We start from the raw sequence: 22,354 nt of genomic DNA on the forward strand, positions 1-22,354 counted from the left end.
AGCGATTATAGTAATCTAAGAGATTAACCTTTAGGGGTTGCTTTTAGATTTGTATTTGTTTGTGATAGCAATTAGATAATTAGATTGCCACGATTTACTTTTGCAAATCTTGCAATGACAAGTAGAGCAATAAAACTTTATATAAAAGTATAAGGTTATTTTTAAAGATAGTTTAGATTTATTTTTAATCACAAAAAGTATAAATAAACTATATGAGGGTTCTTTCTCCCATTTAGAACCCTCTTGTAGTTTATTAGTTTTAAGAGTTTTATTCATAAAAAGTCACAAGAAGTTATTTGGCTTCTTTTGGTTTTGTTATTGATATAAGTTTGTAAGGGGTAAATAAAATTTCTTTTCTTTTTTTAGTAAAATCTCTAATAAATTCTTTCAAAATAAAGATAAAGTTTATAAATTAAAGTTTCTAAGGTATAAATTAAGAATAGAAGTAAGATAAACTTTACAACCCTTAAAATCTAAGGGTTTAAAAAGTCTCAAAAACAGCTTTGCATAAAAAGATAAGATAATGTAAAAGCTAAAAAAATAGCCTCCTTACCCGCTTTATCTTTTAAAGACTGGTTTTAATAGTTTTAAGCGTAAGTTAAGCGGGTTTTACTTAGAATATTTCTTGTATCTTTTAAATTATAACTTTAGTTATAGTTGTTTTAAGACTATAACTAGAGTGATTAACAGTATCATAAAGATATTTATTTCTACCATTAAGCCTCCTTAAAGTCTTTAAAAGACAATAAAAATACTGCTTAAAACTAAATAGAATTTTACCTTTTATTCTTTAACATTGCTTTAAAATTAATTATGATTTAGTTTTAGATTGAGTGTAAAATATCAAAATAACTTTCAAATCACAATGTAAGTTTTTTAGATATGCAATCTATTTGTTGTGATTTATTTATATAAAAGTTTTCAAGGAATATATAGGGTTTAGCGTTGGTGTAAGATTGCTTTGTGAAGATTTCTGCTGTCCTCAAACAAGGTTTCTCTCTTTAGAGTGAAATCTTGTGAGGTTTTAAGGGTGCTAGAGAAGCTTTTTAAGCTTTGCTTGTAGCTTTAGCCAATCATTGATAGGCAAAAGGGGGTGTCCTGAAAATTTGCCAAAAGGAGGAAGGCTTTTTGAGATAGCTCCTCTTGCTCCTACTTGTGTAAATTCACCTATATGTAGATGTCCAGCACTTCCAGATTGTCCGCCAAGCACTACATTGCGTCCTGTGGTGGTAGAGCCCGAAATTCCTGCTTGAGAAACGATAATGCTGTGTTCTCCAATGATACAATTATGTCCAATTTGCACAAGATTATCAATCTTTGTTCCTTTTTTGATGAGCGTTTCTCCAAAAACAGCCCTATCAATAGAAGTATTTGAGCCAATCTCTACACAATCTTCTAGCACCACTCTACCATTGTGATAGATTTTGATATGTTCTCCACTTTGCGTGTGTGCATAGCCAAAGCCATCACTCCCAATTACGCTATTTGCGTGGATTATCACATCATCTCCTATTAAAGTATCGTTATAAATACATACATTAGGATAGAGAATGCAGTTTCTTCCTATGGTTACATTTTCTCCAATCACTACCCCCGCCATAAGGATTGTTCCAGCACCTATGCTACTTCCATTGCCAATCACTACATTTTTAGCAATTTGCGCACTACTTGAGATTATCGCTTCTTCTTTTTTGTGAAAAAGGGGTTTTTGAAAAAATCTACTAAGATAAGCCATAGCAAGATAGGGAGCAGGGCTGATTAGCCCAATAGTATCTTTACTAAGTGCTTCTATATCGCTAGGGCGTAATAAAACTGCACCTGCTTTACTTTTTTGAATATCTTTTTTGTATTTGTCTTTTTCTAAAAAAGTGATGTGAGAATGCTCTGCAACAAGCGGGGACTCAATGCTTGTAATTTCTTTGTGGGTATCTTTAGTTTCTACCCATTTATCTTCTGTGTCCTCATAGGCAATAACCTTTTGTATAAGTCCTTTTGCTTTTAAATCGTTAATAAGTTCTATTAATAGCATTTGCCCTCCTAGTTTGTTTCAATAGCTAAAGTTCCGCTTCTAGTGATGTCTTTTGGCTTATAAGCTTTAATTGCTTTTAGCAAAGATTCGATGCGACTAGGCGTATCACAAGCCATAAAAATCATATTTTTATCATTGATTTCTAGTATTTTACCATTATATGCACCAAATATAGCATTTAAATCTGCCATATTTTCTCCATTGTTAAATTTTACAAGCAAAGATTCTAATTCGCTAATTTGCTCTTCTTCAGATACCTTTAACACAGGAATGAGCTTGTGTAGTTGCTTTAAAATCTGTTCTAGCACTCTTTCATCGCCTTTTGTAACAATGCTAATGCGTGAGAGATTGCCATCTAGCAGGGGAGCAACGGTTAGCGATTCGATATTATAACCTCGTCCAGCAAATAAGCCACTAATACGCGAGAGAACTCCATGTTCATTGAGAACATTTACAATAATGGTTCTTTTTGTTTCCATAGTTACTCCTTGTAATCTAGCATCATATTAAACAATGCCCCACCTGTTGGCACCATAGGTAAAACATTTTCCATTCTATCAATCCTCACATCTAAAAGTGCGACTTTATTGCTCTCTTTTGCTTCTTGCAAAGCATTGATAAATTCTTCTTTTGTGTGGCAAACTTTTCCAAAACCTCCAAAAGATTCTACGAGTTTTACAAAATCAGGTTGTTGTTCTAAATTCGTTTCAGAATAGCGTTTATCATAAAAGAAAGTTTGCCATTGACGCACCATTCCAAGATAATTATTATTTAGCACGATATTAATTACAGGAATATTATAAACTATGCAAGTCATTAGCTCTTGAATATTCATCAAAATTGAACCATCGCCACTAATGTTGATAGAGATTTTATTAGGATTTGCACATTTAGCCCCCATAGCAGCAGGAAGCCCAAAGCCCATAGTGCCAAGCCCACCACTAGAGATAAATTGTCTAGGAAAAGAAAAGGGGTAAAATTGTGCTGCCCACATTTGATGCTGTCCCACATCGGTGCTAATTATGGCATTTTCCCCTAGAGATTCTCCTATATTTTGTAAAATCCATTGCGGTTTTAAAGGAGTATCACTATCTTGATAGCTTAAAGGGTGCAATTTATCATAACGCATAAGCGTTTCTCTCCAAAGGACTGTGGTGTTGCTATCATAGCATTCCCTTAAAAGTGGCAAAAGCTCTTCTAAAACATCGCTAATATTGCCTACAATAGGATAGGTAGCATTGACAATCTTAGAAATGCTACTAGGATCAATATCTATATGGATAATTTCTGCATATTTTGCAAATTCGCTTAGCTTTCCTGTAACTCTATCATCAAATCTAGCCCCAAGAGAGATGATTAAATCTGCTTCACTCATCGCCATATTCGCACAATAGCTTCCATGCATTCCTACCATTCCTAAAAGGTTTGGACAATCGTAGGATAAGATTCCTCTTGCCATAAGTGTTTCTACTGCTGGAATTTGAGTGAGAGTGCAAAGCTCCCTAATAAGATCTGCACTTTTTGAAGCGATACAGCCTCCCCCTAAATACAAAATAGGCTTTTTGGCTTCTTTTATAGCTTCTGCTATCTTTTTAATCTGCCTTACATTGCCTTTATAAGTAGGTTTATAGGTTTGTAATTTAATCTCACTAGGATAGTTAAATTCCCCTATGGTTGCACTAATATCTTTTGGCAAGTCAATATGCACAGGACCTGGACGACCACTTTTTGCAATATAAAAAGCTTCTTTTAAGATTCTAGGTAATTCTTCAATGCTTTTTACAAGATAGTTGTGCTTGGTGCAAGGGCGTGAAATCCCCACCGCATCAATTTCTTGAAAAGCATCGGTGCCTATAAGGCTTGTAGGCACTTGTCCGCTAATAATAACAAGAGGAATAGAATCCATATATGCCGTTGCAATCCCTGTAACTGCGTTTGTAAAACCCGGACCACTTGTAACAATAGCCACTCCAACTTCTCCACTTGCCCTTGCATAGCCATCAGCTGCATGCACTGCTGCTTGTTCGTGCCTTGTTAAAATATGCGTAAAATAATTTTGCTTATAAATTTCATCATAAATATTTAACGCAGCACCACCTGGATAACCAAATACTACTTTTACGCCCTCATTTTTCAAGGCGTGTATTACCATTTCAGAACCATTTAATTGCATTATGCTACCCCAATTTTACTTGTAAAAATTTGTATTCTACTACAAAATGCTTTATTCAAAATGAAAGCTAGACTAAAAAAGCCTTTAAACATTCACAAAGATGAGTAATTTCTTCTTTTGTGTGTGTATAATGCACACTTACTCTAATCCAGCCGGGCTTTTCTTTAAAAACTGCATTATCTTCTAAGCCTAGTAAATCATGTCCATAAGGACCTGCACAAGCACAGCCTGCACGCACTAAAATTCCTTTTTCTCCTAAGAATTTTGCCACATCATAAGGAGAGTGGTTTTGGATATTAAAAGAAAAAATTTCTAAGGCATTGTGGGCTTGGTTGCCATAAAGAGTGATTTTTGGCTCATTTTGTAAAAATTCTCTTAAAGGTTTGGCTAATTTTGATTTTTTTTCTAAAATCAAGCCTTCTCCTACTTCTTCTTTAATCCTATAAGCTAAATTAGCGCGCAAAAACTGCAAAATCCCAGGAGTTCCTGCCTCTTCTCTAATTTCTTCATTAGAATGGTAGATTTGTGAGGTGCGAGAGACATAGCCCACCACACCTCCTCCGCAAAATGTAGGTGGGAGAGTTTTATCAATCAGCTCTTTTCTAATAATCAAAATCCCGCTACTACCGATTCCACCAAGTAGTTTGTGAGGTGAGAGAAAGGCTACATCATAAAATTCTGCTGGGATATTAAAATAACTAGAGCTACTTGCCATATCAAAGCATACAATTCCGCCATATTTTCTAACTAAATAAGAAATCTCCCAAAAGGGTGCTAAAATACCGCTTACATTAGAACATAAAGAAAAAGAAGCGATGATTTTACGCCCTTTGTTTTCTTCTAAGACTTGTTTTAAAACTTCTAAATCTATAAGCCCATCTTTAGTAAGTGGGATTCTTTTAACCTCGCATAACCCCTCTTTAAAACTTAGCTCATTGCTATGGTGTTCATAAGGCCCTATAATCACTAAAGGCAGATTTTCTTTTTTGATTGTAAGATATTGCTTAGCTTTTGGAGGGATATAAATTCCCATGATTTCTTGAAATTTTTTAATAGCAGCACTAGAGCCAAAACCACAAGAAATAAGAGAATAATTTTCATCTAAACCAAAAATTTGCTTAAGATTTTCTCTACTGCCCTCATAAATGTCGCTTATGAGTTTAGAATGGGGGGAGTTATCAGAATGTGTATTTGCATAAAAGGGTAAAAGTTTAGAAATTCTTTTTTCTACTAATTTTAGTCCAAGCCCGCTTGCAGTCCAATCAAAATAGAGTGCATTTTTGGCTAAAATGCAATTTTTTTTAAGAGAATTGATTTTTTGTTTGGGAGTGAGATTTTCTAAAAATGGACTAAAAAAATCATTTTTCAAATATTTGCCTTTAAAATAAATATGGAATTTTACCTTATTCTACCCCATAGAATGCTTTAAAGAAACTTTCTATGTAAAATTTGAAAATATTTATGAAAAATTTATTTTTGGTATAAAATTTGCTTGTAGTTTTTAAAAAGCAAAGGAGGAAATATGCAAATTAGCAATCATTTAAATTATAGTAGTTATAACAATATAGCCCCTCTAAACAAAGAAAATAAAGCCTTTGGAATATTATTGCAAAACACACAACAAGAACAAAATTTAGAAGTAAATCAAACAAATAAGATAGATGTAACAAAAGAAGAAAATATGTCTTATGGGGAGTTTATAGGGCGCGATCTGATGGAAGTAGGGATGTTAGGTGCGGCTTCTTTTATTAGTGCTTTTAGGGAAGCAATGGAGATTCAAGGGATTAATGATCCTCAAAAAATAGATTCTGCGATTTTAGGGCAAGTAAGGCAAAGACGCAATGAAGAGAGAGATCCACAAAAGGTTAAAGAAATGTTGGAGCAAGATTTAAAAGTTCTAAAAGAGCCTTATTCTATACAAAAAGGCTATTATATGGAACAAATAGAAACAGAGGAGCATTTTCAAGCAAGAAAGGATAAGGCGATAGATTACTTACTCAATCTTTTGCAAACAAATTTTTCATAAATTCATTTATAGAAGTTGATAAAAGTTGCATTTAAGGCTTAAGTTTTTGGTGTGCCAACATTTTTTAAAACTTCTTTTGTTATACTGCAAAAATTTTTTAAAAGACTTATTGTAGGAAGATTATGGAAGTTATCATTACCTTTGGTATTATTTCTTTACTTATTGTAATAGCGCCCTTTGTGAGTAAAATTACTAAAATACCCCTTGTGGTTACAGAGATTATTTTGGGTGCATTTGCCTTTCATTTTGGGATTTTTACGCATTCTACTTCATTAGAATTTATCGCACAAATTGGGTTTTTGTTTTTGATGTTTTTAGCGGGGCTAGAAGTGGATTTAAAGACTTTTAATAAGCTTGGAATTGCGTTTTTAAAAAGGGCAGGGGTTTATTTTATCGTTCTTTATGGATTAGCGTTTTTGTATGTGTTTTATTCGGGTGCTTCAGAATTTTATATTGTTGCATTGCCTGTAATGAGTCTTGGAATGATTATGGCACTTTTAAAAGAATATCCCAAAAACACAGATTGGCTTACACTTTCTTTAAATGTGGGAATCTTAGGGGAGCTTATTAGTATTGTAGTGCTTGTAGTGCTAAATGGTGCTTATTCTTATGGGCATACTTTTGAGCTTTATAAGACTTTGATTGTTTTATTTGTGTTTTTAAGCGTGATTGTGGGGATTTTTAAAATAGCAGATATTTTGTTTTGGTGGTTTCCTGCGTTAAAATTTTTACTTATTCCAAAAGATTCTAGCAAAAATCAAGATATTAGATTTTCAGCAATGCTTTTTTTAAGTATGATAGGAATCGCACAGCTTTTAGGGCTAGAGAAGGTTTTGGGTGCGTTTTTGGCGGGTATGATTTTAGCGACTTATTTTCATTATCAAAAGGGCTTAGCAGAAAAACTAAATGATTTTGGCTTTGGGTTTTTTATCCCATTATTTTTTATTTATGTGGGTTCTACGCTAGATTTAAATTTAATTTTTAACAATCTTCATCTAATCGGGCAAACCTTTAGCATTATTTTAGTGATGTTAAGCTTGCGATTGGTGAGTGCATTTATTGCGTATAAAAGCTATTTTAAAGATTATCAAAAAATCTTGCTTTTTGCGCTCTCGCATTCTATGCCTTTAACCTTTTTGGTAGCCACAGCACAGCTTGGGAAGCAGTTTAATGCTATTAGCACACAAGAATATTATGCCTTTATTTTAGCGGCTATTTTAGAGGGGATTTTGCTTACAATTTGTATTAAATTTATCGCAAATTATTCTAAAAAGAGTGTAGATTGTTCGTTGGTTGAAGAATGATTGACTATTGATTTACATTCTTTTGAAATAATAACTTGTAATAAAAATAATTTCAATTTCAAAAAAGGAGTGGCAAATGAAAGCAAAAATGCTTTTTTTGAGTGCTTTGATTGCTAGTAATGTTTTTGCCTTTGAGGTGCAAGAATTACCAAGCATTACAGAGCGAGAGAGTCCTAATCTTTCTTCTAACAAAATTTATTCTTATTATGATTCTATAAAAGAGGCTAAAAATGGAGTGGTAAATATCTCTACCCAAAAGAAAGTAAAAGCCCCTAATATGCAAAACCATCCTCTGATGCGAGATCCCTTTTTTAGACAATTTTTTGGAGATTCTTTTGGAGCTATTGTGCCAAAAGATAGGATTGAACGCAGTTTAGGAAGTGGAGTGATTATTTCTAGTGATGGATATATTGTTACTAACAATCATGTGATTGATGGAGCGGATAAAATCCTTGTTTCCCTGCCAGAGAGCAACAAAGAATACACCGCAAAGCTTATCGGTAAAGATGCTAAGAGTGATTTAGCAGTGATTAAGATTAATGCAAAAGATCTTCCTTTTTTAAAGTTTGCTTCTAGTAGTGATTTAAAAGTAGGTGATGTTGTTTTTGCGATTGGGAATCCTTTTGGAGTGGGCGAGAGTATCACACAAGGGATTATTTCAGCGCTTAATAAAAGTGGAATAGGGATTAATGATTATGAAAACTTTATCCAAACCGATGCTTCTATAAACCCTGGGAATAGTGGTGGTGCGCTTGTAGATAGTCGTGGGGGATTGATTGGGATTAATACAGCTATTCTCTCACGCACAGGAGGAAATCACGGGATTGGCTTTGCTATTCCTTCAGAAATGGTAAAAAAGATTTCTAAAGACTTAATTGAAAAAGGTGTGATTGAGCGAGGATTCTTAGGCGTTAGTATTCAAGAAGTGAGTGAGGATTTAAAAGATATTTATAACAATCAAAAAGGCGCAGTGATTATTGCGATTGAAGAAGATTCTCCAGCACAAAAAGCAGGACTAAAAGTATGGGATCTTGTAACCAAAGTAAATAATAGAGCAGTAAAAAGCCCCTCAGAGCTTAAAAATATCATCGGAACTTTCAATCCAAATGAGAAAATTACTCTCACAATTATCCGTGATAAAAAAGAGCAAAATATTTCCCTCACTTTAGCAAAAGCTAAAGAAGAGCAAACACAGGCTTTAGGGGCTAAAGTGGGTGGCATTAGTGGGCTATCTGTGGATAATCTAAGCGCAGAGCTAAAAGCACAACTTGGCATACCAAGTAGTATTCAAGGTGTGTTTGTAACAGATGTAAAACCAGATAGCAAAGCAGAAGAACTAGGATTTGCAAGGGGCGATATTATCGTGCAAATTGAAAGCTTTTATATTAAAAACCTTAAAACTTTTAATGAAGCATTAAGTCGCTACAAAGGGCAAACTAAGAGAATGCTTGTTAATCGTGGTGGTAGAATCCTTACTATCGTAGCAAAATAATTTCATTTACTCTCCTTGAAATCACAAAAGATTCTCCTTCTTTTGTGAGCTTATTTAAAGACTCTCTATAAATTTTTAAAGATAAAAAGTTAAATTTTTGGTAACTTTGTTACAAAAAAGTCTTAAAAGCCTTTGTTATAATCTTTTTGCTTTAAAAAAATTAGGGAGTTCCTATGAAAAAGACAGAAAATATTAGTCGTAGAGACTTATTAAAAATTATGGGCGTAGGTGGCGTTGCTTTAGGTGCAGCAGGTATGGTGGCGACAACTAAGGCAGAAGCAAAGTCAAATCTAGCTCCAAATATCGCCATTATTGGTGCAGGACTTGGAGGGATTTCACTTTCTGCAAAGCTTATTGATGATTTGCCTAATGCAAAAATTAATCTTTTTGATGCAGATCCCATTCTTTATTATCAGCCGGGATTTACACTCATTGCAGGAGGGATTTATACTAAAAAGGATACTGAATTTGCTAAACAAGATTTGATTAATGAAAAGGTAAATTGGATTAAAGAAAATGTAGAATCCATTGATCCTGAAGGTAAAAGCTTAACTACAACAAGTGGGACAAGCTATCCTTATGATTATTTGGTTATCGCCACAGGGACAACTTATAAATTTGAAGAGTATGAGGGACTAAGCGAAGAGATTATAAATGATCCAAAATATGCTAATGTTGCAAGCATTTATACAGCTGATGGCTCGGTAAAAGCACATACGATGATTCAAGAGCTTGTCAAAAATGGAGGCAAGGCAGTCTTTGCAGAGCCAAACACTCCTATAAAATGTGGGGGTGCAAATAAAAAGGTAAATTTTCTTTTAGAGGATTTAGCTACGAGTAAAAATATGCGCTCTAAGGTTCAAATGCATCTTTATGTAGGTGGGAATAGTATGCTCTCATCTCCAGTGCATGCAAAAATGATTGAGCAATTTTTCTTAGAGCGAAAAATGCCTTATTCTATGCAACATTTGCTAAGAAAAGTGGATAAAGAAAATAAAATCGCTTATTTTGATAAGCTTATGCCATACACTGAAAATGGTGTGCAAAAAACTGCAATAGAGCAAGTAAGTGTGCCTTATGATTATTTATTTGTTATTCCTAAGATGATTACTTCTCCTTTTATCGCTAAAGCAGGACTTGCAGTAACTAGCGGACATGTAGCAGGGAATTGGGTAGATGTGGATAAATTTACTTTACAACATAAAAAATATCCTACGATTTTTGCTATTGGGGATTGTGCAGGTGTGCCAAAGGGTAAGACAGGAGCAAGCATTAGAAAGCAATATCCAGTAATTGCACAAAATATCCTAGATCATTTAGAGGGTAAGCCTTTAAGTGCGAAATTCTATGGCTATACAGCTTGTCCGCTTCTTACTCGCTATGGCAAGGCGGTAATGGTAGAGTTTAATTATGAGGGTGTTGATCCTAGCATGCCTTGTTTTGGAGCGACAAGAGAGAGCTGGCTTAATTGGTTTGTCAAAGTGTATTTGATGAAAACTATGGTAATGAAAGGCATGGTGTTTGCAAAAGCATAAAAATATAAAAAAGGATAAAAGATGAGTAATTTAGATAAAACAATACGCCTTTTAGTTGCAATGGCGTTATATTTTGTGTTTGGGTTTGTGTGCCAAAGTTGGTGGTGGTTAATTTCTTTATTGCCTTTGCTCAGTGCAGTGTATGGCTATTGTCCTTTGTATAAGCTATTAAAGAAAAAGCAAAGCTAAAAGGAGGAGAGTTCCTCCCTATTTAGCAAAATTTGTTTAAACTCTCTATTTTGAAGCTACTTTTCTAACAAAATAGAATATTTTTAAATGCTTTTTGGTAGAATTTATGTGCAATTTACCATTAAATGCAAGGATGTATAATTTTGGAAGTAAAAGAGTTTCAACCCATTATTAATTTTATTTGGAGTGTAGCAGATGATTTGCTTCGCGATGTGTATGTAAAGGGTAAATATCGCGATGTAATTTTGCCTATGACTATTCTAAGACGCATTGATGTCCTCTTAGAGCCTACAAAAGAGCGGGTATTAAAAACCTACAATGCCTATAAAGATAAATTAGAAAATTTTGATGATATGCTTGGGGGCAGAGATAAAGGGAGTGATTTAGGATTTCACAATCATTCAAACTTTACCTTGCAGACACTTCTAAATGATCCTAAAAATATTAGAATAAACTTTGAAAACTACCTAGATGGCTTTAGTGAAAATATCAAAGATATTATTTCTAAATTTAAATTCAAAAATCAGCTTGATACTTTAGAAGAGGCAAATATACTTTATGGTGTGATAGAGCGATTTTGCTCCCCTAAGATAAACCTTTCTATCAATCCTATTTTAGATGATAAAGGAGAGATTATCCATAAAGGCTTAAGTAATCTTGGTATGGGCTATGTCTTTGAAGAGCTTATAAGAAAGTTTAATGAAGAAAACAACGAAGAAGCAGGAGAGCACTTTACCCCAAGAGAGATTATCGAGCTTATGACTCATCTTGTATTTTTACCAGTTAGAGAGCAGATAAAAGAGGGGATTTACACTATCTATGATAATGCTTGTGGGAGCGGTGGAATGCTAACAGAATCTAAAGAGTTTATTACAGATAGTTTAATGCAATCTAATGCAAAGATACATCTCTATGGGCAAGAGATAAACCCAGAAACTTACGCTATATGTAAAGCAGATATGCTAATCAAGGGCGAAAATCCAGACAATATCAAATATGGATCAACCCTAAGTGATGACAAACTAGGAAATTTAAAATTTGATTTTATGCTTACAAATCCTCCTTATGGAAAGTCATGGGAAAAAGATCAAAAAGATTTAGGTATAGATAGCAAAAAGAATTGCAAAGATTTAAGATTCCAAGTAGGAATCACAAGCAAAAGTGATGGGCAAATGATGTTTTTATTAAACATGCTAAGCAAGATGAAGCTAGTAGCCAAAGATTCCCCGCTTGGCTCACGCATCGCAAGCGTGCATAATGGAAGCTCACTTTTTAACTCTGATAATGGAATGGTAGCCATTAGAAAACACATCATAGAAAATGACTATCTTGAAGCCATAGTCGCACTTCCTACCAATATGTTTTATAACACCGGCATTCCCACTTTTATATGGATTATCACAAACAACAAGCTAGAGCATAAAAAGGGCAAAGTCCAGCTAATCAATGCTACAAGTGAGAGGTATTTTTCTAAGATGAAAAAGTCCTTGGGGCAAAAGCAAAATGAAATGACAAAAGAGCATATAGAAAAAATCACGGATTTATTTTTAAACTTTAGTGAAAATGAAGATTGCAAAGTGCTAGATAATAGCGACTTTGGCTATACTAAAATCCTCATAGAAAAGCCAAAAAGCATAGAAGTTTTAAAAGATGATGAAAAATTTGAAAAGCTCAAAGACAAAGAAAAAATCTTAGGAAAATTAAAAGAGCTAGAATCTAGCCAAAGAGATTTCAAAGATAGAAAAGAATTCTTCTCCTATCTTGGAGTAAAGCTAAAAAAGAGTGAAGAAAATCTCCTGCTAGATTCTGATAAGACCAACAACACAGAGAAAATCCCCCTCAAAACAGATATACAAAGCTACTATGATGAAGAAGTAAAGCCCTATGTAGCAAACTCTTGGATAGCATGGGAGAGTGCAAGTGTGGGTTATGAAATACTTTTTAACAAATATTTTTATGCCTACATACCACCAAGAAAGCTAGAAGAGATAAATAAGCAGTTGCAAGACTTGGAAAAAGAAGTGCAAGATCTCTTAAGAGAGATTATGCAATGAGAGCTTTTAAAGATAGTGGCATAGATTGGCTTGGGGAGATTCCAGAGCATTGGGAGATGGTGAAAGGTTCTTTTCTGTTTAGTAATAAAAAAGAACTGAATTCAAATTTTCAGTGCAAAACTAGATTGGCATTAACATTAAGTGGAGTAATAGAAAAAGACATAGAGCAAAATTTTGGTTTAAACCCTTTGGATTTTCGCACATATCAAATTTTTAATTGTGATGATTTGGTATTTAAGCTAATAGACTTGGATAATGTTAATACAAGCCGTGTTGGATATGTATATAAAAAAGGCATTATGAGTTCAGCATATATTCGATTAATCCCAAAAGAAAAAAGTTATTCAAAATATTTTTACTATTTTTATTATAGTTTATATGTTAAGCAAATATTTAATAATATTGGAACAGGGGTTCGTTCAACACTTAATGCAGACGAACTACTTTCTATCAAAATCCCACTTCCACCCCTAGAAGAGCAAAAAAGGATAGCGGATTTTTTAGATTCTAAATGCAAACAAATAGAAACTTTTTGTGAGAAAAAGCAAAAGCTCATCACACTTCTAAATGAGAAAAAACAATCCCTTATTAATGAATGCGTTACCAAAGGACTTGATAAAAATGTAAATTTCAAAGATAGTGGTATAGAGCATTTAGGAGAGATTCCGCAACATTGGGAGATTAAAAAGTTGAAATATCTTGTTTCTTTGCAAAATCAAAAAGGGAGCAATGGAGATTATTCTTGTTATACTAAATTCCCCTTATGTTATTCTATGTGTAGTGAAGAATCTAAAAAGAATAATATGAGTTTTAGAATTGGGCTTGAAAATATAGAGAGTAAAACAGGCAAATACATTCCAACAAATGAAGTGGCGTTTGAAGAAGATGGGATAATATTTGAAAAGGGGGATATTTTATTTGGAAAATTACGCCCATATCTAGCAAAAGTATTTTTAGCTGATAGAAGTGGGATTTGTGTTAGTGAATTTTTGGTTTTAAGAACAAGCAGAGCTGATAATAATTTTCTAAAGTTTTTAATGCTTTCGCCTTCATTTATAGATATTGTAGATAGTTCAACTTATGGAACAAAAATGCCGCGAGCAAGTTGGGAGTTTATAGGTAATCTTAAAATACCACTTCCACCCCTAAAAGAACAAGAGCAAATCGCACAATTTTTAGATTCTGAAATTTCTAAGATAGATAAAATCATAGAAAAAACAAAAAAACAAATAAAACTCATAAAAGAATACAAAACTACACTCATAAACCAAGCCGTATGTAGTAGAATTAGTTTATAAAAAGGAGGGAAGATGATTACTAAAATTTCTATGAAAAATGTAGCAAGTTATAAAGATGAAACAACTCTAGAAACAAATAAACGCATTAATTTGATTTATGGTTTAAATGGAACAGGAAAAACACAAATTTCCAAATTTTTAGCCAATCCAAGTAGCGAAAAATTTAAAGATTGTAAAATAGAAGGCTTAAGCAATGAAAAAATTTTAGTTTATAATCAAGATTTTATTGATGAAAATTTCTATGATACAGATAGACAAAAAGGTATTTTTACACTTTCTGAAGAAAATATAACTATAAAACAAGAAATTGAAAATTTACAAAAAGAATCGAAGAGATTAGAATCTATCCAAGAAAAAAATCAAGAAAAATTAGAAGAAAAGCAAAAAGAAATAGCAAAAATAGAAAATGATTTTAAGGAAAGTATTTGGAAAATCAAGCAAAATCACAGTAACGATTTCAAGGATTTTTTTGAAGGAAGAATGGGAAGCAAAGAGAGTTTTCTTGAATTTATAAATCCAAAAATAGAAGAAGTTTTATCTCTTGGTGCAATCAATCAAAATATAAATTTAGAAGAATTAAAAGAACAATATAAGATTCTTACTGACGCAACACAAGTTAAATTGGAAAATATTAATGAAATTTCAAATATAGAATTTAAAAATATAGAAAATAACTCAATATTTAATGAAATAATAATAGGCAATCAAGATAGTGTTATTGCAAATTTAATCAAAAAGCTAGGAAATGAAGATTGGGTAAAAGATGGTTTTGATAAGTATGTTTTGGAGGATTCTCAAACTTGTCCTTTTTGTCAAAAAGATACAATCACTCAAGAATTTAAAAGCTATTTAGAGAATTATTTTGATAAAACATATGAAAGTAAAATAAAAGAAGTGGAAAAATTAAATGATGATTATAAAAATTTGCTTTCAAATATACCAAGTATAGAGACTTTTTATAGAGGAGATATTTTAGATAGTAAAAATTTAGAATTTGAAAAATTATATTCTCAAGTAAAATTAAAACTTGAAGAAAATATTAGAAAAATTCAAGAAAAAATTAAAGAGCCTAGCAAAAAAATAGAATTAGAAAAAACCGAAGAAGTATTTCAGAATTTAAACAATTGCATCAAACAAATACAGAAAAAAATCATAGAATTTAATAGTAAGTTAGAAAATCCAGAAGATGAACGAGAAAAACTAAAAAAACAATTTTGGGAATTTGCGATTTTTGAGAAAAAAGAGATTATAGAAAAATATAAAAAAGATAAGAAAGAAAAAGAGGATTTAAAAAAAGACTTAGTCAAAAAAGATGAAACCATTAAAGAGGAAATAAAAAATATAGAAAATACCATAAAAGAAAAACAAAAAGGGGTAATTAATATCCAAGAATCAGTTGATAAAATCAATAAATATTTAAAAGATTTAGGAATTTTGAATTTTTACATCAAAGTCCAAGATGATGAAAAGCAAGAATATGTTATCGTAAGAGAAGGAGAAAATAAACCTAGTTTTAAAACCTTAAGTGAGGGTGAAAAAACTTTAATTTCATTTTTGTATTTTTTACAGCTCTGTCAAGGCAAAAAAGAAAAAGATGAAGCAATTTTAGATAAAATTATCGTGATTGATGATCCTATTTCTAGCCTTTCTTTTAATTATATTTATGAGATAGCCCAACTTATAAAACACACTTTTTTTGAAAATGCTTTATATAAACAAATTTTTATTTTTACACATAATTTGTATTTTTATCATGAATTTTTTAAAATTATCAACAAAGAAGATAAAAAGAATAATATTACTTCGTTTAGAATATTTAAAAATCAAAATAATTTTTCTTGTATTAGTAGCTTAAAAAGAGATGAAATTTTAAATGATTATCAAGCTTATTGGCAAATATTAAAAGAGTATAAGCAGGAAAAAACACATAAAGCGATAATACCTAATACAATGAGAAATATTTTAGAAAATTTTATAGGCTTTGTGTATGCAAAAAAATTGATTGATATTGTTAATGAGTATTTTGCAAATGATATACAATATAAAGCTTTCTATAGATATATAAGTAGAGAATCTCATTCTGATAGAGAAAATATATCAGATGTAAAAGACATTGATATAAATATGTTTTTTGAAGCATTTGAGAATTTTTTTAATAAATTAAAACATGAAGAACATTATGAAAAGATGATGGGGGAAAACAATGACTAACTACCAAGAAAGAGATTTAGAAAACTTTATAGAATCTTATCTGCTAGAAAATAATGGATATATAAAAAGAGTGAGCCAAAACTATGATAAGACTTTATGTCTTGATACAGAATTACTTATAAGCTTTTTGCAATCTACGCAAAGTAAAGATTTAGATGAGCTAAAAAAGCGTTTGGGGGAGGGTTATAGAATTGAGATTTTAAAGCAAATTGCCTCTAAAATCACAAAGCAAGACATTGTAAAATCCCTGCAAAATGGCATAGAAATACGCGGAATAAAGCTAAGTCTAGCTTATAGAAAACCAAGCAATGCTCTAAATAGTGATAGTATAGAAAATTATAATAAAAACACCCTTTCAATCATTCGCCAACTTTATTATAGTGAGGAAAATCAAAATTCTATTGATATAGTGGTTTTTCTAAATGGTGTGCCACTTTTAAGCATAGAACTCAAAAATCCTTTAAGTGGGCAAAATGTCTATAACGCAATAGAACAATACAAAAAAGATAGAGATCCAAAAGAGAAGCTTTTGCAAAATTGTATCGTGCATTTTGCACTTGATTGTGATTTAGCCTTTATGGCTACAAAGCTAGAAAAAGAAAAGACAAGATTTCTCCCCTTTAATCGTGGGCTAAATAATGGTAGTGGCGAGATAGGTTTAAAAAGCGGTGCAGGAAATCCCCTAAGTGATGGGCTAAAGAGTGCGTATCTTTGGGAGAAGATACTTAAAAAAGATATTTTGCTTACGCTTATTTTTGATTTTGTAAGAGTGGTAAAAGACAAAGATCAAGAAAAGGTTATTTTTCCGCGTTATCATCAGTTTGATGTGGTAGAAAAACTTCTAAATGACGCAAAGGTTAATGGCGTGGGTAAATGCTATTTGATACAGCATAGTGCAGGAAGCGGCAAGAGTAATTCTATTGCTTGGCTTGCACATAATCTTGTAAGTTTGCATGGAGATGTTTCGCTACCGCTCAACATGACAGAAGAAAAACTTATCTTTGATAGCATTATTGTGGTTACAGATAGAAAGGTGCTAGATTCTCAAATTAGAGAAAATGTAAAATCCTTTTCAAATACAAAAAATCTAGTAGAAGCTATCACACATGGAAGCAGACAGCTAAAAGAGGCACTAGAAGAGGGCAAGAAAATCATCATCACAACCATTCAAAAATTCCCCTATATTTTAGATGAAATCACAACCTTAAAAAGCAAACTTTTGCAATTATCATTGATGAAGCACACTCTAGTCAAAGTGGTATAAGTGCGCAAAAAATGGGTGAGGCTATTAGAGATAAAAGCGAAGATAAGGAAAAAGATATAGATGAGCAAATTATAGAGATTATAAAAAGTAAAAAATTACAAAAAAATGCCTCCTATTTTGCATTTACCGCTACTCCAAAGCCAAAAACTTTAGAGATGTTTGGGACGCCTTGCAATGTAAATGGAGAGGAGAAGTTTATTCCCTTTCATCTTTATTCTATGAAACAAGCCATTGAAGAGGGGTTTATCCTTGATGTGTTAAAAGGCTATACAACTTATAAGAGTTATTATAAAATTCTTTCTTCTATTAAAGATAATCCTTTATATGATAAAAGCAAAGCCAATAAAAAGCTAAAAGCCTATGTAGAAAACCATGAAGATTCTATTGCTAAAAAGAGTGAAATTATGTGTGAGCATTTTTTTAGCCATAGTTATAAGAAAATAGGAGCTAGGGCAAAGGCTATGGTGGTAACTAGAAGCAGAAAGAGTGCTATTAACTATTATTTTGCTTTTAGAGAATATCTAAAGAAAAACTATCCAAACTTTGAAGCGATTGTTGCATTTTCTAGTGAGTTAGATTTTAATGGTGAAACTTATAGCGAGAGTGTTCTTAATGGATTTAGTGAGAGTGTATTAAAAGATGAGTTTAAAAAGGATAAGTATAAGTTTTTAATCGTAGCAGAGAAATATCAAACCGGATTTGATGAGCCACTACTGCATACAATGTATGTGGATAAAGCCCTAAGTGGTGTAAGTGCGGTGCAAACGCTATCGCGATTAAATAGAGTATGCAAGGATAAAGAAGATACTTGTGTGCTAGATTTTGTTAATTCACATGAAGACATAGCAAAGTCTTTTAGTACATTTTATGAGCAAACTTATCTAGGTGAAAAAAGTGATATTGAAAAGATTTTTGATCTTAAAAGCAATCTTTTAGAATATGAAGTCTATACACAAGAAGAAATTGATAAATTTGTAGAATCTATTTTGAATAAAGAAAAAGAAAATATTATTCACACGCAGCTAGATAGAATGGTAGAGCGGTTTAATCAAAAAAACGATGATAAAAAAACAGAATTTTATGCTAAAGTAAAAACTTATTTAAATAATTATGCGTTTTTGGCTCAAATTCTACCCTATGAGGATATAAACCTAGAAAAGCATTATATTTTGCTTAAAAAACTTATTGCAAAGATTTTTCCTCCAAAAGGAGAAGACTTGGCAAAGGGGATTTTAGATAATGTGAGCTTTGATAGCTATCGTGTGCAACTTATAAAAAGTGAAGATATAAAGCTAGAGGGCAATGGTGAGCTTTTACCACTTAATGCAGATGGCACAAGTAAAGCACAAGAAGTAGAGCTAAAAGAGCTTTTAAGCATTGTAAAGGAATTCAATGAGAGATATGGCAATATAGAATGGGGAGAGGGAGATAAAATCGCAAGGACATTGCAAAATATTAAAGATGATGTGCTAAAAGATGAAAGTTTTATTCAATCTTCTAAGTATTCTGATAAGCAAAATTTGCGTATTGAATTTGAAAAATTACTACAAGCAAAAATGCAAGAGATTATAGATGTAAATTTTGCTTTTTATAGAAATTTTAATGATGATGAAGTGTTTAAACAAAGGGTTACACAAAAGATGTTTGATGTGGTGTTAGCAGAAGTAGGATAAATAAGGTAGAAAAGATTATTCTACCGTTACGCTTTTTGCTAGGTTTCTTGGCATATCTACATCATTGCCTAAACGCAAGGAAACTTCTAGGGCAAAAAGCTGTAAAGCTACCATCATTTCAAAGAATTCTTCCATATAGCTTTTTGTTTGTGAGATTTGTATAAAATCATCACTACCTTCATAGTTTTCCGCACTAATAGCACAAATCATCGCATCTCTAGCACTTAGTTCTTCTACATTGCTTTTAATTTTCTCGTATAAAAGGTTTTTAGGCATAAGTGCTACACAAAATAGCCCACTATCTGCAAGTGCGATAGGTCCATGCTTCATCTCTCCACTAGGATAGCCCTCTGCATGTAGGTAGCTAATCTCTTTTAGCTTTAATGCGCCCTCTAATGCAAGAGGATAGAAAATATCCCTCCCTATAAAGAAGAATCCATGTCCGTGCAAATAGCGTCTAGCAAGTCTTTTGATGTGTTCGTGGGTTTTTTTATTTACTTGTGTGAGTTTGGTGACATTTAGCATAGTCTGCGAGAGAGTTTTTATCTCTTCTTTGCTTAAAAGGTTGCGTTTTTGGGCTAGAAAACTAGCAAAAATCCATAACACCATCACTTGTGTGGCAAAGGCTTTAGTGCTTGCAACCCCTTTTTCTATTCCAGCACGGGTAAGAAGTGAGGCATCACTTTCTCTTACGATACTACTATTATCTACATTACAAATGCTAAGCGTTTTCAAGCCTTGTTTTTTGACAAGCTTTAGGGCTTCTAGTGTATCAGCAGTTTCGCCACTTTGCGAAATTACGATAAATAGCTCATCTTTATGTAAAATAGGCTCTTTGTAGCGGAATTCGCTTGCAATTTCTACTTTGGTTTTTATTTTTGCATAGCGTTCTAATAGATAGCTTCCAGCAAGGGCAGCATGGTAGCTTGTCCCACAAGCACAAAGAGTAATGGAGCTAATGTTATCTAAATTTAAGTTCTCTAGTTCTCCTAAATTAAATGAAGTTTCACTAACTCTTCCCATCATAGTTTCTAATAAAACTTTGTGTTGCTCATAAATTTCTTTTTCCATAAAAAAGGTAAAGCCATCTTTTTGAGCTGAAAGCTTATCACCCTTTAACTCCTTTAGGTTAGTAAGAGTGGCAAAGTTTTCTTTATTCATCGCTCCAAATGCCCCATCTTCAAGGTAGCAAACTTCTTTAGCAAGTCCTATAAGGGGAGCATCTGAAGAGGCAAAATAGATTTCATCATTTTCGCCTTTTCCTATGATGAGTGGAGAGCCATTTTTGGCATAGAAAATCGTATCTTTTGCAAGGTGAGTGATGAGTAAGATTGCATATGCACCTTTTAAAGAAGAAATGGTTTTACTAAATGCTTCTAGAGGGTTTTTAGAGTTTTGCAAAAAGTCTTCAAAAAGATGCACGATGACTTCTGTATCGGTTTGTGAGATAAAAGAGATTCCCTTTTTTTGCAAGTCTTCTTTTAAACTTTGATAGTTTTCAATAATCCCATTATGCACGACATTGCTAAATTGTCCAAAATGGGGGTGTGCATTCACTTCAGTGGGCTTTCCATGCGTTGCCCATCTTGTGTGTCCTATACCCACTCCAAAACCGCTAGAGCTAAAATCTTGGCATTTTCTCTCTAAATTTTCTAGTTTGCCAACGGATTTAAAAGTATCAATTTTATCCTCTTTTAGCACACAGATTCCAGCAGAATCATAACCTCTATATTCTAACTCTTTTAACCCATTTAAAAGAATAGATTTTTTCTCTTTTGTGCCGATATAGCCGATAATTCCACACATTGCAAACACTCCTAGAATTAAAATTTTTGTATTCTTGCATAAATTCTATAAATAAAAAGTAAATTAGCAGGGTTTTTGAATAATTATCTTATAATTTAGGCAAAATTATCCTATAAAAATTATAAGGATAGAATCTAAAAAAGATATAAAATTAAATTTTAAGGAAAGAATTGCAAAGAGATGTTTTTTATATCCCCGGTTATGATCCTAGAGGACGCAGACATTATTACTCGCTTTTAAAAGAAAATTTACAAAAGCAAAATAAAATCAATGGATTAAATTTAGAAATTTCTCCTTTAAAAAAAAGCAAATTACCTTATTGTGAAATTTATCAAAAAGAAGCAAAAACGCATTATTATTTTTTAGAATGGGATAGCATTATAAGGGCGCATTGGGCTAGAAATAGTTTGCAGTATTTAAAAGAGTTTTTGTATTTTTTGAAAGTTTATGTATTTTCTAGTCTTTTTATGAAATTTGCCAAAGCTTCTAAAACGCAGCTTATTGCAGGGCTTTATCCTGTGCTTTATTTTACTTTTATGCAGATTTTTGGAATCTTTTTGGTTTTGTTAAGTTTAATAATTTTAGCAGATTTTGGCAGTTTATTTTTGGGTTTGGGGGTAGTTTTTGGAATTATTTTTTTAAAATTTTGGAATGATTTTGTGATTTTTTGTGGTAAAAAATTAGCCGTTTTTTGGCTTTCTAACATTTATGTATTTTGTGCTAAGTTTGCAAAAGGTAAAATTAAAGACTTAAATGCTAAAGAGAGTGAATTTGCACAAGAGATTGTGGAGATTTTAGAGCTAAACCATCAAAATAAAAATTATGAAATGCTTATCATCTCGCATAGTGTGGGGACGATTTTAAGCATTGGGGTGGTTTTTAGAGTGATAGAACTTGCCAAAAAGAGAAATTTAAATCTTGCAAATTTAAAACTTGTAACCTTAGGAGAGTGTATTCCACTTGCAAGTTTTCAAAAAGATAATGAGGCTTTTATAGGGCAGTTAAGAGGTATTATAGAAGCAAAATTGGTGTGGATTGATATTACCTCTCCTATTGATGGGGCTTGTTTTCCTTTGCTAGATTTTGTTACAATAGCAGGAATTAAAAAAGATAAATTTCCGTATTTTAAAAATGCACGATTTTTTACACTTTTTAGTAAAGAAACTTATAAAAACATACGAAAGAATCGCTATTTAGCACATTTTTTGTATTTATATGCTAATGAAATTTTGGGCGAATATGATTATTTTTCTCTTATTGGTTCTAAAGATTTTTTAGAAAATAAATTTAAGGAGTGAAG

General features: G+C 32.3%; 14 protein-coding genes and 1 pseudogene. 10 read left to right on the forward strand and 5 right to left on the reverse strand.

From position 1 onward, the window contains the following. Positions 1-1,033: 1,033 nt before the first annotated feature. The 4 genes from lpxD to EBF09_RS04425 form a co-directional block, all read right to left on the reverse strand. On the reverse strand, positions 1,034-2,029 hold the full coding sequence (gene lpxD, locus EBF09_RS04410; RefSeq protein ID WP_121763928.1) for a UDP-3-O-(3-hydroxymyristoyl)glucosamine N-acyltransferase: 996 nt from the start codon (positions 2,027-2,029) through the stop codon (positions 1,034-1,036). 8 nt (positions 2,030-2,037) lie between these two features. Further along, positions 2,038-2,508, reverse strand: a complete 471-nt coding sequence (gene ilvN / locus EBF09_RS04415) for an acetolactate synthase small subunit (protein ID WP_121763929.1) — start codon at positions 2,506-2,508, stop codon at positions 2,038-2,040. A gap of 2 nt (positions 2,509-2,510) precedes the next feature. After that, positions 2,511-4,202, reverse strand: coding sequence for an acetolactate synthase large subunit (locus tag EBF09_RS04420; protein WP_121763930.1), 1,692 nt, complete (start codon positions 4,200-4,202; stop codon positions 2,511-2,513). A gap of 67 nt (positions 4,203-4,269) precedes the next feature. Continuing rightward, the gene (locus EBF09_RS04425) at positions 4,270-5,571 is read right to left on the reverse strand and encodes an aminotransferase class V-fold PLP-dependent enzyme (protein WP_121763931.1); all 1,302 of its coding nucleotides are present in this window, start codon (positions 5,569-5,571) and stop codon (positions 4,270-4,272) included. Between the two features lie 153 nt (positions 5,572-5,724). Between EBF09_RS04425 and EBF09_RS04430 the strand changes: the two genes are divergently transcribed. The 9 genes and pseudogenes from EBF09_RS04430 to EBF09_RS04470 all read left to right on the forward strand — a co-directional run bounded on the left by EBF09_RS04430 (position 5,725) and on the right by EBF09_RS04470 (position 19,248). Continuing rightward, positions 5,725-6,228 (forward strand): hypothetical protein, encoded by a 504-nt coding sequence (locus tag EBF09_RS04430; protein WP_121763932.1) that lies wholly within the window; start codon positions 5,725-5,727, stop codon positions 6,226-6,228. Between the two features lie 122 nt (positions 6,229-6,350). Then, a complete protein-coding gene (locus EBF09_RS04435; protein WP_121763933.1) occupies positions 6,351-7,532 on the forward strand; it encodes a cation:proton antiporter in 1,182 nt (393 codons plus the stop codon). 76 nt (positions 7,533-7,608) lie between these two features. After that, positions 7,609-9,024, forward strand: coding sequence for a DegQ family serine endoprotease (locus tag EBF09_RS04440; RefSeq protein WP_121763934.1), 1,416 nt, complete (start codon positions 7,609-7,611; stop codon positions 9,022-9,024). Positions 9,025-9,197: 173 nt separating this feature from the next. Further along, positions 9,198-10,559: an FAD-dependent oxidoreductase gene (locus EBF09_RS04445; protein ID WP_121763935.1), complete on the forward strand. Its 1,362-nt coding sequence runs from the start codon at positions 9,198-9,200 to the stop codon at positions 10,557-10,559. A 21-nt stretch (positions 10,560-10,580) separates the two neighbouring features. Then, on the forward strand, positions 10,581-10,748 hold the full coding sequence (locus EBF09_RS04450; protein WP_111228975.1) for a YgaP family membrane protein: 168 nt from the start codon (positions 10,581-10,583) through the stop codon (positions 10,746-10,748). 143 nt (positions 10,749-10,891) lie between these two features. Then, positions 10,892-12,802 (forward strand): type I restriction-modification system subunit M, encoded by a 1,911-nt coding sequence (locus tag EBF09_RS04455; protein WP_121763936.1) that lies wholly within the window; start codon positions 10,892-10,894, stop codon positions 12,800-12,802. After that, positions 12,799-14,100, forward strand: a complete 1,302-nt coding sequence (locus EBF09_RS04460) for a restriction endonuclease subunit S (RefSeq protein ID WP_121763937.1) — start codon at positions 12,799-12,801, stop codon at positions 14,098-14,100. The genes EBF09_RS04455 and EBF09_RS04460 overlap by 4 nt, the downstream gene beginning before the upstream one ends. A gap of 12 nt (positions 14,101-14,112) precedes the next feature. Then, positions 14,113-16,311 carry an AAA family ATPase gene (locus tag EBF09_RS04465; RefSeq protein WP_121763938.1) on the forward strand — a complete coding sequence of 733 codons (2,199 nt, stop codon included), beginning with the start codon at positions 14,113-14,115 and terminating at the stop codon, positions 16,309-16,311. Next, a pseudogene (locus EBF09_RS04470) lies at positions 16,304-19,248 on the forward strand (type I restriction endonuclease subunit R). The gene EBF09_RS04465 and the pseudogene EBF09_RS04470 overlap by 8 nt, the downstream one beginning before the upstream one ends. 15 nt (positions 19,249-19,263) lie before the next feature. Here EBF09_RS04470 and glmS read toward each other — a convergent pair. After that, positions 19,264-21,054 carry a glutamine--fructose-6-phosphate transaminase (isomerizing) gene (gene glmS / locus EBF09_RS04475; protein WP_121763939.1) on the reverse strand — a complete coding sequence of 597 codons (1,791 nt, stop codon included), beginning with the start codon at positions 21,052-21,054 and terminating at the stop codon, positions 19,264-19,266. 170 nt (positions 21,055-21,224) lie between these two features. Between glmS and EBF09_RS04480 the strand changes: the two genes are divergently transcribed. Next, entirely contained in the window at positions 21,225-22,352 is a 1,128-nt protein-coding gene (locus tag EBF09_RS04480; protein WP_121763940.1) for a hypothetical protein, read from the forward strand. Positions 22,353-22,354: the final 2 nt, after the last annotated feature.

Origin of the sequence: Helicobacter burdigaliensis, from assembly GCF_003670295.1 — a bacterium.
Lineage (GTDB): Bacteria > Campylobacterota > Campylobacteria > Campylobacterales > Helicobacteraceae > Helicobacter_D > Helicobacter_D burdigaliensis.

Bases quoted from the DNA above. Each gene is read 5' to 3' on its own strand.
- EBF09_RS04430 (WP_121763932.1), top strand. From the start codon at position 5,725: ATGCAAATTAGCAATCATTTAAATTATAGTAGTTATAACAATATAGCC.
- EBF09_RS04450 (WP_111228975.1), top strand. From the start codon at position 10,581: ATGAGTAATTTAGATAAAACAATACGCCTTTTAGTTGCAATGGCGTTA.
- EBF09_RS04465 (WP_121763938.1), top strand. From the start codon at position 14,113: ATGATTACTAAAATTTCTATGAAAAATGTAGCAAGTTATAAAGATGAA.
- glmS (WP_121763939.1), bottom strand. From the start codon at position 21,054: ATGTGTGGAATTATCGGCTATATCGGCACAAAAGAGAAAAAATCTATT.
- EBF09_RS04445 (WP_121763935.1), top strand. From the start codon at position 9,198: ATGAAAAAGACAGAAAATATTAGTCGTAGAGACTTATTAAAAATTATG.
- EBF09_RS04440 (WP_121763934.1), top strand. From the start codon at position 7,609: ATGAAAGCAAAAATGCTTTTTTTGAGTGCTTTGATTGCTAGTAATGTT.
- EBF09_RS04435 (WP_121763933.1), top strand. From the start codon at position 6,351: ATGGAAGTTATCATTACCTTTGGTATTATTTCTTTACTTATTGTAATA.
- EBF09_RS04420 (WP_121763930.1), bottom strand. From the start codon at position 4,202: ATGCAATTAAATGGTTCTGAAATGGTAATACACGCCTTGAAAAATGAG.
- EBF09_RS04460 (WP_121763937.1), top strand. From the start codon at position 12,799: ATGAGAGCTTTTAAAGATAGTGGCATAGATTGGCTTGGGGAGATTCCA.
- lpxD (WP_121763928.1), bottom strand. From the start codon at position 2,029: ATGCTATTAATAGAACTTATTAACGATTTAAAAGCAAAAGGACTTATA.
- ilvN (WP_121763929.1), bottom strand. From the start codon at position 2,508: ATGGAAACAAAAAGAACCATTATTGTAAATGTTCTCAATGAACATGGA.